This window comes from Glutamicibacter sp. NPDC088483, from assembly GCF_044753145.1.
Lineage (GTDB): Bacteria > Actinomycetota > Actinomycetes > Actinomycetales > Micrococcaceae > Glutamicibacter.
Genome location: NZ_JBIVMP010000004.1, coordinates 1 through 13,982, shown reverse-complemented (window position 1 = coordinate 13,982; position 13,982 = coordinate 1). Strand labels below are relative to the sequence as shown.

At 64.6% G+C, this 13,982-nt stretch carries 15 protein-coding genes; 13 read left to right on the top strand and 2 right to left on the bottom strand.

Features of this window, described 5'->3' with window-relative positions:
- Nucleotides 1-34: 34 nt before the first annotated feature.
- The gene (locus tag ACIP6G_RS09165; protein WP_105658632.1) at nucleotides 35-514 is read right to left on the bottom strand and encodes an inorganic diphosphatase; all 480 of its coding nucleotides are present in this window, start codon (nucleotides 512-514) and stop codon (nucleotides 35-37) included.
- Nucleotides 515-610: 96 nt separating this feature from the next.
- Here ACIP6G_RS09165 and dacB point away from each other — a divergent pair, with 96 nt between their 5' ends.
- The 13 genes from dacB to panC all read left to right on the top strand — a co-directional run bounded on the left by dacB (nucleotide 611) and on the right by panC (nucleotide 12,869).
- On the top strand, nucleotides 611-1,975 hold the full coding sequence (gene dacB, locus ACIP6G_RS09160) for a D-alanyl-D-alanine carboxypeptidase/D-alanyl-D-alanine-endopeptidase (RefSeq protein ID WP_332487022.1): 1,365 nt from the start codon (nucleotides 611-613) through the stop codon (nucleotides 1,973-1,975).
- A gap of 18 nt (nucleotides 1,976-1,993) precedes the next feature.
- A complete protein-coding gene (locus tag ACIP6G_RS09155) occupies nucleotides 1,994-2,920 on the top strand; it encodes a zinc-dependent metalloprotease (protein ID WP_105662169.1) in 927 nt (308 codons plus the stop codon).
- Nucleotides 2,917-3,843, top strand: a complete 927-nt coding sequence (gene tilS / locus ACIP6G_RS09150) for a tRNA lysidine(34) synthetase TilS (RefSeq protein ID WP_286134349.1) — start codon at nucleotides 2,917-2,919, stop codon at nucleotides 3,841-3,843. Before ACIP6G_RS09155 ends, tilS begins: the two co-directional genes overlap by 4 nt.
- A 64-nt stretch (nucleotides 3,844-3,907) precedes the next feature.
- Complete coding sequence (hpt, locus tag ACIP6G_RS09145; protein ID WP_105658629.1) at nucleotides 3,908-4,459, top strand: hypoxanthine phosphoribosyltransferase; 552 nt, start codon at nucleotides 3,908-3,910, stop codon at nucleotides 4,457-4,459.
- Between the two features lie 107 nt (nucleotides 4,460-4,566).
- Entirely contained in the window at nucleotides 4,567-6,492 is a 1,926-nt protein-coding gene (gene ftsH, locus ACIP6G_RS09140) for an ATP-dependent zinc metalloprotease FtsH (protein ID WP_400289639.1), read from the top strand.
- Nucleotides 6,493-6,501: 9 nt separating this feature from the next.
- Nucleotides 6,502-7,080, top strand: a complete 579-nt coding sequence (gene folE, locus ACIP6G_RS09135) for a GTP cyclohydrolase I FolE (protein WP_286134348.1) — start codon at nucleotides 6,502-6,504, stop codon at nucleotides 7,078-7,080.
- Between the two features lie 8 nt (nucleotides 7,081-7,088).
- Nucleotides 7,089-7,991 carry a dihydropteroate synthase gene (folP, locus tag ACIP6G_RS09130; RefSeq protein ID WP_105658627.1) on the top strand — a complete coding sequence of 301 codons (903 nt, stop codon included), beginning with the start codon at nucleotides 7,089-7,091 and terminating at the stop codon, nucleotides 7,989-7,991.
- On the top strand, nucleotides 7,978-8,820 hold the full coding sequence (gene folK / locus ACIP6G_RS09125) for a 2-amino-4-hydroxy-6-hydroxymethyldihydropteridine diphosphokinase (protein ID WP_166650737.1): 843 nt from the start codon (nucleotides 7,978-7,980) through the stop codon (nucleotides 8,818-8,820). Before folP ends, folK begins: the two co-directional genes overlap by 14 nt.
- Nucleotides 8,808-9,269, top strand: a complete 462-nt coding sequence (locus tag ACIP6G_RS09120; protein ID WP_105658625.1) for a DUF3180 domain-containing protein — start codon at nucleotides 8,808-8,810, stop codon at nucleotides 9,267-9,269. Before folK ends, ACIP6G_RS09120 begins: the two co-directional genes overlap by 13 nt.
- Nucleotides 9,238-9,735 carry a PH domain-containing protein gene (locus ACIP6G_RS09115; RefSeq protein ID WP_388024664.1) on the top strand — a complete coding sequence of 166 codons (498 nt, stop codon included), beginning with the start codon at nucleotides 9,238-9,240 and terminating at the stop codon, nucleotides 9,733-9,735. The genes ACIP6G_RS09120 and ACIP6G_RS09115 overlap by 32 nt, the downstream gene beginning before the upstream one ends.
- The gene (locus tag ACIP6G_RS09110) at nucleotides 9,732-11,129 is read left to right on the top strand and encodes a PH domain-containing protein (RefSeq protein WP_400289636.1); all 1,398 of its coding nucleotides are present in this window, start codon (nucleotides 9,732-9,734) and stop codon (nucleotides 11,127-11,129) included. Before ACIP6G_RS09115 ends, ACIP6G_RS09110 begins: the two co-directional genes overlap by 4 nt.
- Before the next feature lie 2 nt (nucleotides 11,130-11,131).
- Complete coding sequence (locus tag ACIP6G_RS09105; protein WP_332595340.1) at nucleotides 11,132-11,998, top strand: DUF2520 domain-containing protein; 867 nt, start codon at nucleotides 11,132-11,134, stop codon at nucleotides 11,996-11,998.
- Nucleotides 11,999-12,002: 4 nt separating this feature from the next.
- A complete protein-coding gene (gene panC / locus ACIP6G_RS09100) occupies nucleotides 12,003-12,869 on the top strand; it encodes a pantoate--beta-alanine ligase (RefSeq protein ID WP_400289634.1) in 867 nt (288 codons plus the stop codon).
- On the opposite strand, the gene ACIP6G_RS09095 is transcribed toward panC, so the two are convergent.
- Nucleotides 12,866-13,819 (bottom strand): NAD(P)H-dependent flavin oxidoreductase, encoded by a 954-nt coding sequence (locus ACIP6G_RS09095; RefSeq protein ID WP_400289632.1) that lies wholly within the window; start codon nucleotides 13,817-13,819, stop codon nucleotides 12,866-12,868. The two genes, panC and ACIP6G_RS09095, sit on opposite strands and share 4 nt — an antisense overlap.
- Nucleotides 13,820-13,982 lie beyond the last annotated feature (163 nt).

Genomic DNA, 13,982 nt, shown 5'->3' with positions numbered 1-13,982 from the left:
GGGGTCGCCGCCATGTTCGGCTTGAGCCTAGTGGCTAGGCCTTGAAACGCTCGATGGAGCGAGCCAGCTCGGCTTCGGCAGCCTCGCGGCCTTCCCAACCCTCGGCCTTGACCCACTTGCCTGGTTCCAGGTCCTTGTAGCGGGTGAAGAAGTGCTCGATCTCCTTGATCAGCCATTCGTCGATGTCTTCAAGTTCCTTGATGTGGTCAAAGCGCTTGTCGGCAGGAACGCACAGCAGCTTGGCATCGCCACCGCCATCGTCGGTCATGTTGAATACGCCAATTGGGCGTGCTTCGACAACAACACCTGGGATCAGGTCAACACCCGGGATGAAGACCATGGCGTCCAATGGATCGCCATCTTCGCCCAGAGTATCGTCGAAGTAGCCGTAGTGGGTTGGGTACTGCATCGAGGTGAACAGCACGCGATCCAGGCGCAGGCGGTGGGTCTCGTGGTCGATCTCGTACTTGACGCGCGATCCGGTGGGGATCTCGATGGTCACGTCGTGGCTCATGAAAAGCACACTCCTAAACTAGTCTTAGGGATATCCGCTATAAGGGTATCGCCCCATTGCGCCTGATGGATAAAACTGCGAGAGGAATGTAACCATATGAACACTGCCGCCCGACGCGCTATTACGCTGGGGGTGGCGATTGTTGCCATGGTTGCAGTGATTGCCGCGATGCTGCTGGCCCCGCGATTCTTCACCGGAGAGCCCGAGGCTTTCTATACCCCGGCCAGCGCGCAGCTGGCCGATAAATCCCCAGTCGCCGTGCGGGACCTGGACCCCAACGCCGCGCAACCGGACCCCGGGATCCTCGCCGCGAAGCTGGATGGCATCCTGGCGGACAAGCCCGACCGGACGTCCTTCAACGCCCAGGTGGTCGACGTGGCCACGGGCACAGTCCTGTATGACAGGAACTCCGAAATAAATGGCACCCCGGCCTCCAGCCTGAAGGTAGTCACCGCCATCGCGGCCCTCGATGCCCTCGGCGGCGACACCCAGCTGTCCACCAGCGTGCTGCTCGATGGCGGCACATTGATCCTGCGCGGCGGGGGAGATGTGCTGCTGGGCGACGGGGAATCGGACCCGGCGCACCCCAAGGGCTATGCAGGACTGGCAACCCTGGCCAAGCAGACCGCCGAAGAACTTGAAAAGCGCGGCATCAGCGAGGTCAAGCTGTGGCTGGACGACTCGCTGTTCGGCGATGCGCACAGCAACCCCGCCTGGGACAAGTCGCTGTTCACCTCCAATAACATTGGCCAGGTCTACCCGATTGCGCACTACGCCGGGCGTGCCGGGGAAAGCACCAGCACCGCCTACCAGTCCGACCCGGCCGCGCAGGTCCGCAAGGTCTTCGCCCAAGCCCTGGGCGAGCGGGTCAAGGTGGATGAGGGTGGCCGCGGCCCCTATGCGGGGGGCGAGCAGATCACCGAGGTGAAGTCGGCACCGCTGCGCGATGTCATCAAGCACATGCTGCTGGTTTCGGATAACTACATTGCCGAATCCATGGGCCGCCTGGTGGCGCTGGACCGCCAGATGCCCGGGGAGCAGGCAGGGGCCGCCGTCGCTGCTGTGGCCCAGGCCCATGGGGCTGCTGGCCACACGCTCGTGGACACCAGCGGCCTGGCTGCCAGGAACCGTATTTCGCCCGCGGCGCTGACCGCGGTACTGCGCTCGGCCGCCACCAGCAAGAAGCCGGAATTGCGCGAGGTCGTCTACTCGCTGCCGGTCGCCGGCTACAACGGCACCTTGATGAACCGCCTGGGCGGTGCCGGAACACTTGGCCTGGTCCGCGCCAAGACCGGCTCGCTCACCGGCGTGGCCACGCTGACCGGCATGGCCATGACCGAAGACGGGCGCCTGCTCGCCTTCTCGATCTATGCCGATCAGCCCAACGGAACACTCGCACCCCACAAGCCAACCATTGACTCTGCTGTCACCGCCATCCGTGGCTGTGGCTGCCGGAGCTGAACGCCGCAGGAGGAGCAAATGAACCAGTTCGTCGATTGGAAGCTGGCGGCCAAGGCCGCGAAAACCCTGATGCCCGCCGGGCCGGGGATCCAGGCCCAGGATGCCGCGCGGATCATCGAGGAACTGCGCATCGCCGCCGGCGAAGGCCTGGTGGAGGCCGAGAAGGTTTCCAAGCTGGCTGCTTCCGCGCCCTCGCAGACCCTGGTGGTGGACCGGTCCGGCTGGGCCAAGGCCGTCAGCCAGAATTTCGCGGCCCTGCTCCCGGCAGCGCGCCAGGACGTCCCCGGGGTGGTCCCCTTGATTGCCGGCGCAGAACTTGGCGCGGTGCTCTCGGTGCTGGGCACCCGGGTGCTGGGCCAGTTCGACCCGTTCGTCGGCCCGCGCCTGCTGCTCAACGCCCCGACCATCACCCAGATCCGCGGCGAGCTGAATGTGAACGCCCGCGACTTCTACCTGTGGATCGCCACCCACGAGCAGACCCACCGCCTGCAATTCGAGCACGCTGCCTGGATTCCCGGGGTCATGAAGCAGACCCTGGCCGAGGCTTTCGAGCCGCTGGCCGGCACCACCCACTCCATGGGCGAACTGGGTGAACGCCTGAAGTCCATGAAGTCCGAGGTCAGCGAACTGACCAGCATCATGTCGGTGCTCGAAGGCCACGCCATGGTCGTGATGAACGATGTCACCTCGATCCGCAGCATCAAGACCATCCGCCGCCGCTTCGAAGCCCGTGGCGAGAACCGTTCGGCCCTGGCGATCCTGCTGGGCAAGCTGCTGGGATTGGATGCCAAGGCGCTGCAGTACAAACGCGGGGCAAAATTCGTGCGGCATATCGTCGACGCGATCGGCTACGAGGGCTTCAACGAAATCTTCACCGCCCGCGAGATGTTCCCGAGCGCCGGGGAACTCGATGACCCGGAACGCTGGCTGGCCCGCACCCGATGAGCCGCGCCCTTCACCTTGCCCGCGCCGCCATCAGTGCCAGCAGCGCGCCCGGGCTGAACCTGATCGGGGTTTCCGGCGGTGCCGACTCGCTAGCCCTGGCCATTGCCGCGGCGACGCTGCCCGCTTCCTTCGGCGCCGTGGTTATCGATCACGGCCTGCAGCCCGGCAGCGCCCAGGCGGCCGAACGAGCCGCCGGGCAATGCCGCGAGCTGGGATTGGACCCGGTGGCGGTGCTCCAGGTCGAGACCTCGGATGACGAGGCTTCGGCCCGCACGGCCAGGTACCAGGCCTTTGAAGCAGCCCTGCAGCAGTTCAACGCGCAGGCATTGATGCTCGCCCACACCCGCGACGACCAGGCCGAGCAGGTGCTGCTGGGGCTGCTGCGCGGATCGGGAACCCGCTCGCTGGCCGGCATCCCTGCCCGGCGCGGAGCCTACCGGCGCCCCCTGCTGGAACTGTCCCGGGCGCAAACCGAGGAAATCTGCCGGCAGGCGGGGCTTGGCTACTGGGAAGATCCGAGCAACGCGGACACCGGGTACAAGCGCAACCTCATCCGCCATAGGATCCTGCCCTTCTTGCGCGAGGAACTTGGCGAGCATGTTCCCGAAGCACTGGCGCGCACCGCCAGCCTGGCCGCCGCCGACGCCCAAGCCCTCGACGAATGGGCCCAAGCGGCCAAGGACGAGCACGGGTTGGCGATCCCGGACCTGGCCAAGCTGCCGGTGGCCATCAGCTCGCGAGTATTACGCCTGGCCGCCATGGAAGCCGGGGCCAGGAATGTGGGCCATGAGCGAACGGCGGCGCTGTGCGCGCTGGCCGGGCTCGGCGTCCCCAAGTCCAAATCAGCTGGTCCTGTGCAGCTGGATGGCAGGATCAGCGCCTTCCGGCGGCAATCGGTGATCGTTTTCACCACAACCGGCTAAACAACCTTCCGCTAAATGTGGCACTCTAGGTAAGTACCACACCTCTAGAATCAGGAGAATTCTCGTGGATTCCAATGCAGTCAAAGCCGATCTTGCGCACGTTCTGTACACCAAGGAAGAAATCCAGGCCCGCGTGGAAGAACTTGCCGCGCAGATCGACAAGGATTACGAAGGCCGCGACATCCTCGTGGTAGGTGTGCTCAAGGGCGCCGTGATGATCATGGCTGACCTGGTTCGCGCACTGAACTCCCACCTGACCATGGACTGGATGGCAGTGTCCTCCTACGGTTCGGGTACCCAGTCCTCCGGTGTGGTGCGCATCCTCAAGGACCTGGATTCCGACCTCATGGGCAAGCACGTGCTGATCGTCGAGGACATCATCGATTCCGGCCTGACCTTGTCCTGGCTGAAGTCCAACCTGGAATCCCGCGGCCCGGCCTCGGTGGAAATCTGCACCCTGCTGCGCAAGCCGGAAGCAGCCAAGGTGGAAATCGACGTCAAGTACGTCGGCATGGACATCCCGAACGAATTCGTGGTGGGCTACGGCCTGGACTTCGCGGAAAAGTACCGCAACCTTGATTGCGTGGGCACCTTGGCCCCGCATATTTACCAGTAGGGAACTTTTCTCGCCAATGGGGCGTTGAGAAATATCGAAGGTGGCGTGACCCGGACGCCAGAGCAGTGCGTGAGGGGGATGCGCCAGGCGCGGGGCCTGTCGGATCAATGAAAAAGAAGAAGCTTTTTAACAGCTGGATCATTTGGGTCCTGGTCGGCGTAGTCGCCGTGGTGTTGTTCCTGCCGATGGTCTTCGGCAATAACTCGGCCAAGGTGGACACTTCCGTAGGCCTGCACCAGCTCACCAGCGGCAATGTCACCGAAGCGAAGATGTTCGACGGCGACCAGCGCGTGGATCTGAAGCTGCGCGACTCGCTGAAGGTCGATGGCGTGGACAAGGGCACCTCGGTGAGCTTCTACTACTCCACCGCCCGTGCCGAACTGGTGGTCGATGAGATCAACAAGGCCAACCTGGGCAAGTTCACCGACCAGCCGGTGGAAAGCAACTGGCTGCTGTCGATGCTCGGGATCATCATCCCGTTCCTGCTGATCGCCGGCATCTTCTGGTTCATCCTCGCCCGCTCCCAAGGCGGCGGCTCCAAGGTCATGCAGTTCGGCAAGTCCAAGGCGAAGCTGATCACCAAGGACATGCCGCAGGTAACCTTCAAGGATGTCGCCGGCGCCGACGAGGCCGTGGAGGAACTCCACGAAATCAAGGAATTCCTTCAGGAACCAGCCAAATTCCAGGCCCTGGGCGCGAAGATCCCCAAGGGCGTGCTGCTCTACGGCCCTCCGGGCACCGGCAAGACCCTGCTGGCCAAGGCCGTAGCCGGCGAGGCGGCGGTACCGTTCTACTCGATCTCCGGTTCGGACTTCGTGGAGATGTTCGTCGGCGTGGGCGCCTCGCGCGTTCGCGACTTGTTCGAGCAGGCAAAGACCAACTCCCCGGCGATCATCTTCGTTGACGAAATCGACGCCGTCGGCCGCCATCGCGGCGCCGGCATCGGCGGCGGCAACGATGAGCGCGAGCAGACCCTGAACCAGCTGCTGGTGGAGATGGACGGCTTCGACGCCACCACCAACGTCATCCTGATTGCCGCGACCAACCGCCCCGACGTGCTGGACCCGGCGCTGCTGCGCCCGGGCCGCTTCGACCGCCAGATCCCGGTGGAGGCACCGGATCTGAAGGGCCGCGAGCAGATCCTGGCCGTGCACGTGAAGGGCAAGCCGATGGATGCCACCGTGGACCTGAACGCCGTCGCGAAGAAGACCCCGGGCTACACCGGTGCCGACTTGGCCAACGTGCTCAACGAGGCCGCGCTGCTCACCGCCCGCTCCAACGCTAACCTGATCGACGACCGCGCCCTGGACGAGGCCATCGACCGCGTCATGGCCGGCCCGCAGAAGCGCACCCGCCTGATGGACGAGCACGAGCGCAAGGTCACCGCCTACCACGAGGGCGGCCACGCGCTGGTGGCAGCGGCCATGAACCAGACCGCACCGGTCACCAAGATCACCATCCTGCCGCGCGGCCGCGCGCTGGGCTACACCATGGTGGTTCCCGAATCCGACAAGTACTCGGTCACCCGCAACGAGCTGCTGGACCAGATGGCCTACGCCATGGGCGGGCGCGTCGCCGAGGAGATCGTCTTCCACGATCCGTCCACCGGCGCCAGCAACGACATCGAGAAGGCCACCGCCACCGCGCGCAAGATGGTCACCGAATACGGCATGAGCGAGAAGGTGGGCGCAGTGCGCCTGGCCGGCTCGGCTGCCGAGCAGGGCATGGGCACCGCCTCCCGCGACTTCTCCGACGAAATGGCCCACCTGGTGGACCAGGAAGTGCGCGAGCTGATCGAGCAGGCGCACAACGACGCCTACCAGGCGCTGATGGCCAACCGCCATGTGCTCGACCGCCTGGCCCTGGCGCTGCTGGAGCGCGAGACGCTGAACCAGAAGGAGATCGCCGAGATCTTCTCCGACCTGGTAAAGCGCGACAAGCGCGAAGTCTGGCTGAGCAACGAGGCCCGTCCGGTGCACCAAGAGGGCCCGATATTAAGCCCCAAGGAGCGCGCAGCTTCCTCGACCGACTAGGATCGAAGCGTGAGTGAACTACAAGAGATTGATCAGCCGCGGATCGCGGCAGCCGTGCGCGAGATCCTGGAAGCCATTGGCGAGGATCCCGACCGCGACGGCCTGGTAGACACCCCGAAGCGGGTGGCCAAGGCCTATGCGGAGTTCTTCGCCGGCTTGCACCAGAAAGCGGCAGACCACTTGTCCACCACCTTCGACATCGAGCACGATGAGATGGTGCTGGTCAAGGACATCCCGTTCTACTCGACCTGCGAGCACCACCTGGTGCCCTTCTACGGTTCGGCGCATATCGGCTACATCCCGGGCAAGGGCGGCAAGGTCACCGGCCTGTCCAAGCTGGCCCGGCTGGTCGAGGTGTACGCCCGCCGCCCGCAGGTCCAGGAGCGCCTGACCACCCAGATCGTCGATGCCCTCGTGGAGCACCTGAACCCCTCCGGTGCGATCGTCGTCGTTGAATGCGAGCACATGTGCATGTCCATGCGCGGGGTGCAAAAGCCCGGCGCGAAGACCGTGACCAGTGCGGTGCGCGGGCAGCTGCGGGAAACCGCCACCCGTGCCGAAGCCATGAGCCTGATCCTCGGAAAGTAGGAACCCCCATGTCGCTTGGAGCGATCCCGGGCACCGGCCCGAACACCAGCCCATTGCCGGTGATCCGCAAGTCCAGCAAGAAGACCATGGCCGACCTGCCAACCGGCCGCACCCTGGTCATGGGCATCCTGAACGTCACCGAGGACTCCTTCTCGGATGGCGGGAAGTACCTGTCCGCCGATGCCGCGATCGACCAGGGCCTGAAGCTGCTGTACTCGGGTGCCGACATCATCGACGTGGGCGGCGAATCCACCCGCCCGGGCGCCACGAACGTGGATCCTGCCCTGGAGCGCGAGCGCATCATCCCGGTCATCGAAGCCCTGGTGAAGGCCGGCGCGGTGATCTCCGTGGACACCATGCATGTCTCCACCGCCCGCGCGGCCATCGCCGCCGGCGCGCACCTCATCAACGACGTTTCCGGCCTGACCTATGAGCCGGGCATGCCGGAGCTGATCGCGGAAACCGGCGTCCCCTACGTATTGATGCACCGCCGCGGCACCGCGCAGGACATGGTCTCCGAGGCCAACTACCAGGACGTGGTCACCGAGGTCATCGGCGAATTGCGCATGCTGCGCGATGAATTCGTCGCCAAGGGCGTGGCCCCGGAGCAGATCATCATCGATCCGGGACTGGGCTTCGCCAAGGATGCGCAGCACAATTGGGCGCTGCTGGCCAACGTCCCTGCCATCGAGGAGCTGGGCCACCGGGTGCTGATCGGCACCAGCCGCAAGCGCTTCCTGGGCGAACTGCTGGCCGAGGGTTCCAAGAGCCGCGCGCCGATGGAACGCGATTCCGCGACCGCAGCGACCACCGTGCTGGGCGCCCGCGACAAGGTCTGGGCAGTGCGCGTGCACGATGTCACCGGCAACCGCGACGCCATTGAAGTCGTGCAGGCCTATGGATCGCATTAGCATCTACGGAATTTCGGCCACCGGCTACCATGGCGTTTTCGACCATGAGAAGCGCGACGGCCAGGAATTCATCATTGACGTGGTGCTGCACGTGGATATCTCACGTGCGGCAGCCAGCGACAATGTTCTTGACACGGTGCACTACGGCGAAGTCAGCGAGCTGGTAGTCCAGCAGATCCAGGCCGGCCCGTGGGACCTGATCGAGAAGCTGGGCAGCGAAATCGCCGAGGCGATCCTCGCCGCCTACCCGGGCGTGTTCACCATCGACGTGGTGGTGCACAAGCCGCAGGCTCCAATCCCGGTACCGTTCACCGATGTCACCATCTCGCTGACGCGGCACCAGAAGCAGCACACCGCGATCATCGCGTTGGGCGCCAACCTGGGTGATCCGCAGGCTACCCTGGCCGCCGCGGTGCAGGACCTCGGCGCAGAAGTCGAGCTGCTCAAGGTTTCCCCGCTGGCCATCACCAAGCCGGTAGGCGGTCCGCCGGAACAGCCCGATTACACCAACCAGGTCGTCCAGGTGCGTACCCGGCTGGCCCCGCATGAGCTGCTGGATCTGTGCCAGTGGATAGAAGCCAAGCACCACCGCACCCGCGAGGTGCGCTGGGAAGCGCGCACCCTGGATCTGGACCTGATCGCCTACGACCAGCTGAACCTGGATGATGAGCGGCTGACCCTGCCTCATCCGCGCGCCGCGATCCGCGGCTTCGTGCTGGCCCCGTGGAGCTGGATGGATCCGGACGCGGTGCTGAACGGGCAACTGGTTTCCCGTTTGGCCGCCGAAGCTGCCGATACGAAGGACATCATACGGCTATGGCCAAGCTGAAGCTGCGCTGGCTGCTCTGGTGCGCCGGGCTCGGGGCCGTGGCCGGCTGGATCGCGTTGCGCCTGCTCACCGCGGCAGGCAGGTACGCGCCGGTGCTGGACTACTCCGCCCTGTACTCGCTGGGCGCAGTCTGCGCGGTGATCCTGTTCCTGGGGATCCGCGTGAAGCGCTCCACCTTGGGCAAATCGGACTTCGAGCCGATCGCCGCAGCTCGTACCCTGGTTCTGGCCCAGGCCTCGGCGTATGCTGGTGCGGTGATTGCCGGTTGGCATGTTCCGGCCATCATCACCCTCTGGGCGGCCACTGGGATCACCCCCACCCTGACCCGCGGCCTAGTGCTGACTGGTGCTGGTGTCCTCATGGTGATTATTGGGTATATTGTTCAGCAACTGTGCAAACTACCTCCAGAGGATACCGATGGCAACAGCGACTCCGTGGTCACCGAATAACTTCACCCCAGCCCACCGGGACTACGCCAAGGTCAAGTTCACCACTTGGGTGATCACCTGGGGCCTGTTCCTGCTGGCGGCCCTGGTCCCTGCCGTGCTGGCAGTCACCGGCGTCGGCGTCCCGCTGTGGCTGGTGATTTCCCCGGTCCTGCTGGTGCTGGCTATCGCGTTGCCGGCATTGCGCATCATCCGCCGCCAGGTCGCCGCACTGGGCTATCTCGAACGCGAAGAAGACTTCATCGTCCGCTCCGGGGTGATGTGGCGCAAGCAGGTGGTCATTCCCTACGGCCGCATGCAATACGTCGAGGTCAACAGCGGGCCGTTGGAGCGCCGCTATGGGCTATGCCAGCTAACGCTGAACACCGCCGGCAGCGCTGCCACCGCGCACGTCTACGGGTTGCCCGAGGGCGAAGGGCAGGCCCTGCGCGAACGGCTTGTGGCCGCCGGCGAAGAGAAAATGCTATGAGCCAGGCCGAAGAACTGGCCACCGGAGACAGTGCCGAGCCATGGCAGCGGGTGCATCCAGCCAGCCCGTTCGTCCACGGCTGGCTGGCCATCATCGGCCTGGGCTACATCTACTGGCAGAACACCGACGACCTGTCCTGGGCGGAGCGCTTCTCCGGCACCAGGCTGATGTGGACCGTCGCGGGCGCCGGCATCGCACTGGCCGTGGTGCTCATCTTCTACTTCCTTTCCTGGTACTTCACCCGCTACAAGCTCACCAGCACCCACGTGTACGTGAATTCCGGGATGCTATTCCGCAGCCAGAAGCAGGCGCGCATCGACAAGGTGCAAGGCATAGACATTGCCCAGCCACTGGTAGCCCGGCTGCTGGGTCTCGCCGAACTGCGCTTTGACGTGGCCGATTCCTCCGAGTCGGTGCTGCGCCTTTCCTTCCTGCGCAAGGCCGATGCCCACGCGCTGCGCGTGGTCATCCTGGAGCGGGCCCGCGGCGAAGAACCTGCCGCTGCCCAAGAAAGCGGCTCCCACGACGCGGCGGATTGCGCGGCAGCCCAGCCGCAGGCCGCCGCGGACGCATTGCCGCTGATGGCCAACGTGCCCATTGGGCGCCTGATTGGCTCCATGTTCCTGCAATTGCCGGTGATGTTCGGGGTGCTCGCATGTCTGGCGATGCTGGTGCTTTGGCTTGCCGGGGTCGACGGAATCATCGCGGCCCTGGTCCCCGCGGCCTTGGCCTTCGGCAGCTTCTACTACAAGCAGCTGAACCAGGGCTGGAACTTCACCGCCAGCGCCTCGGACACCGGCATGCGCATCAGCTACGGACTGGCTGACACCCGCCAGCACTCCATTCCTGCCGGCCGCGTCCAGGCCATTTCGGTGACGGCACCCTTCTTCTGGCGGATGCTGGGCTGGTACAAGGTGGAAGTCAACGTGCTGGGCACCAAGAGCGATGACGCGGATAACCTGCAGGTGCTCCCGGTGGGCGACTTCGAGTCGGTCGCCCGAATCATGGGGATCCTGCTGCCGGATCTTGGCGTCGCCAACCAGCGCGAGGTGCTGGCCACCGCGGTGAGCACCGGATGCGAACACGGTTTCACCGGCTCCCCGGAACGCGCCAAGCCGCTATCGCCCGGGGCATGGAAGCACCAGGCGTTCCTGGCCACCGGCACCACGGTGATTTCCCGGTATGGCTGGCTGGCCCGGCAGGCCAGCTTCGTGCCGCATAACCGGGTGCAGGGCATGAGCTGGGGCCAGGGGCCGTGGGAGCAAGGACGTAAACTGGCCGGTGTCCGCTTGCACTGTGCCGGCGGAAACATCATCGGATACCTGCATCAGATTGATGCGGACACCGCAGCAGAATTTATTCGGGCGCAAACCCGGCGCCTGGTTGAAAGGTAGAAGTGGACGCACCACGCTTGGGAATCGGCATCATCTCCGCCGGCAAGGTAGGCACCGTGCTTGGTGCGGCGCTGGCAGCCAGCGGACACCGGATCACCGGAATCCACGCCGTCTCGGAGGATTCGCGCGATCGCGCCGACGCCTTGCTGCCCGGCGTGGAACTGCTGGACCCAGCAGAAATCCTGCGCCGCAGCGAACTGGTGCTCTTTGCGGTACCCGACGACGTGCTCGGCGAACTGGTGTCCGGACTGGCAGCGGGCGGCCATATCGCCGCCGGGCAGTTGATCGCGCACACCGCCGGGCGGTACGGCACCTCGATCCTGCAACCGGCCTTGGATGCTGGCGCCTTTGGACTGGCAATCCACCCGGCCATGACCTTCACCGGCATGAGCATGGACCTCCAGCGCCTGACCGACTGCGTCTTCGCGGTCACCGCGGACGAGGCCATCCTCCCGGTAGCCCAGGCGCTGGTGGTGGAAATGCGCGGGGAGCCGGTGGTGATCGCCGAGCAGGATCGTGCCAGCTACCACGCGGCCCTGGCCCATGCGGCAAACCACCTGAACACCATCACGGCGCAATCGGCGGACATCCTGCGCCGGATCGGCGTGGAAGAACCATCCAATACCCTGCGCGCCCTGATGTACGCGAGCCTGGATAATGCCCTGCGTTCCGGCGCGGGCGCACTGACCGGCCCGGTAGCACGAGGCGATAGCGGAACGGTCACCGCGCACCTGCAGGCGCTGGCCGACGCCCCGGCGGAAACCAACAATTCCTATCGGAGCCTCTCGCGCGCTACCGCGCTGCGCGCCGCAGAACGCGGACTGATCTCCCAAGGCACGCTGGAAGAGCTTCTGCGAGTTCTAGAATAGAAGCGTGAAAACCCCGAAGATTGTAAAGACCCGTGCCGAGCTGAAGGCTGCTATTGCCGCAGCTAACCCGGGATCGCTGGGCTTCGTGCCCACTATGGGAGCCCTGCACCGCGGACATGCTTCGCTGTTCAAGGCCGCCCGCGCAGAAAACGAACTGGTAGTCATCTCCGTATTCGTCAATGAGCTGCAGTTCAACGATGCCAGCGACTACGCCAACTATCCGCGCCAGCTCGACGCTGATGTGCAGCTGGCCGCGGCCGCCGGCGTCGATCTTGTCTTTGCCCCGGACGCTTCCGAGATCTACCATGCCGGCCTTCCGCTGGTGAAGTTGAGCTCCGGCGCGCTGGGCGAAATGTATGAAGGCGCCTCGCGTCCAGGCCACTTCGATGGCATGCTGGCCGTAGTCGCCAAGCTGCTGCACTTGACCGACCCGCGTCGGGGCGAATACCGCGCCTACTTCGGCCAGAAGGATGCCCAGCAGCTGATGCTGATCCGCCGCATGGTTGCCGACCTGGACTATCCGGTAGAACTGCGTGCGGTGCCGATCGTGCGCAGCCCGAAAGGCCTGGCGCTTTCCAGCCGCAATGCATTGCTCAGCGAGGAAGAGAAGGAAGCAGCCTTGGTGCTGCACCGTTCGATCCAGCTGGTTGCCGACCGTGCGGCACGCAATGAACCGCTGTACATCGAGGATGCCATCGGCATGTACCAGATGGCCCCGCTGGTGGAGCTGGACTACTTCGCCGTCGTTGACCCGGATACCCTGCAGGAACTGGCATTCAACTGCCAGGACACCCCCTTCACCGGCGAGGGCTTGATCCTTGTCGCGGCGAAGGTGGGCAACGTCCGTCTGATCGACAACCAGCCGATCTAGGCAAAGCGTCGAGCAGCCTGCCCGAGGACCTGGCGGAAGCCGCACAGCTCCTGCATGATTTCGGCGGCGGGCTGCTCGGCGCCAACGAACTGCACTGCCTCACCGGCATAGACCGGGGCTATGTCCGTCAGCGCTTCGGAGCGGGCCTGATCCATCTGCTCGCGCAGCGCATCGTTCGGCTCCCAGCTGGAAAGATCCGCGTGCTTGTCGCTGAACTCATTGCGCAGCGCCCGTCCGCCGAACTCGGGCGCCCATGGCAATTGCTGGGCGAGATCGAAGGCGCGGGTATAGATAGTGTCATCCAGGCCCGCATTGCGTGCTGCGCTCTTCATGTTCCCGTGCCCGTTGGACTCTGCTGCCGAGAGGAAACGGGTCCCGATCCAGGCAGCTTCCGCGCCAGCTGACAGCACCGCGGCGATACCTCGCGCAGTGCCGATGCCTCCGGCCGCCACCACAGGCTTCTGGTGCTGGGCGGTTGCCAGCTGCAGCAGCGGCAGAGTTCCGGCTTCATTGCGGCCATGTCCGCCACCTTCTGCGCCACGGGCAATGATGATGTCGATGTCATCAGCCATCGCGCGTTCCAGATCTGCCGCATTGCCTACTTGCATGGCGGTCAGAACTCCAGCCTCATGGGCTACCGCCGCGGCCCGGGTGACATCGCCGAAGCTCAAGGTCACCAACGAGGGCCCGAACTCCAAGAAGGCCTCTAGCGGGGAGAGATCCGTTTCCAGCGCCCAGGCCATGAAGCCGACGCCCCATGGAGTACTCAGGGATTCAACGAATTGCGTTTGCTGTTCAATCCAGTCAGCTGTGGGAGTTGCAGGCGAACCGATCATCCCTACACCTCCCGCGTGGGAAACAGCTGCAGCCAAGGCGCCGCCAGCCGCGCCAGCCATAGATGCATTGAAGATGGGTTCACGGTATCCAAGGAGTCTTTGCAGGTCGCTCATGAGCCCAGACTAGAACAGCGAAATGAATGTGACCTAGAACGCGGCCCCTCGATTTGTAAGTGCCCAAGAACCTGTGTATAGTTTTTATCTGTTGCCGGAACGGAAACAACACGGAATCTACCGATTGTTTACCCGGCAGCCAATCACTTTTCACTGAAGGTTT

Coding starts and splice junctions, on each gene's coding strand:
- ACIP6G_RS09115 (WP_388024664.1), top strand. CDS start 9,238: ATGGCAACAGCGACTCCGTGGTCACCGAATAACTTCACCCCAGCCCAC.
- folP (WP_105658627.1), top strand. CDS start 7,089: ATGTCGCTTGGAGCGATCCCGGGCACCGGCCCGAACACCAGCCCATTG.
- ACIP6G_RS09165 (WP_105658632.1), bottom strand. CDS start 514: ATGAGCCACGACGTGACCATCGAGATCCCCACCGGATCGCGCGTCAAG.
- tilS (WP_286134349.1), top strand. CDS start 2,917: ATGAGCCGCGCCCTTCACCTTGCCCGCGCCGCCATCAGTGCCAGCAGC.
- dacB (WP_332487022.1), top strand. CDS start 611: ATGAACACTGCCGCCCGACGCGCTATTACGCTGGGGGTGGCGATTGTT.
- ftsH (WP_400289639.1), top strand. CDS start 4,567: ATGAAAAAGAAGAAGCTTTTTAACAGCTGGATCATTTGGGTCCTGGTC.
- folK (WP_166650737.1), top strand. CDS start 7,978: ATGGATCGCATTAGCATCTACGGAATTTCGGCCACCGGCTACCATGGC.
- ACIP6G_RS09110 (WP_400289636.1), top strand. CDS start 9,732: ATGAGCCAGGCCGAAGAACTGGCCACCGGAGACAGTGCCGAGCCATGG.
- ACIP6G_RS09095 (WP_400289632.1), bottom strand. CDS start 13,819: ATGAGCGACCTGCAAAGACTCCTTGGATACCGTGAACCCATCTTCAAT.
- ACIP6G_RS09155 (WP_105662169.1), top strand. CDS start 1,994: ATGAACCAGTTCGTCGATTGGAAGCTGGCGGCCAAGGCCGCGAAAACC.
- ACIP6G_RS09120 (WP_105658625.1), top strand. CDS start 8,808: ATGGCCAAGCTGAAGCTGCGCTGGCTGCTCTGGTGCGCCGGGCTCGGG.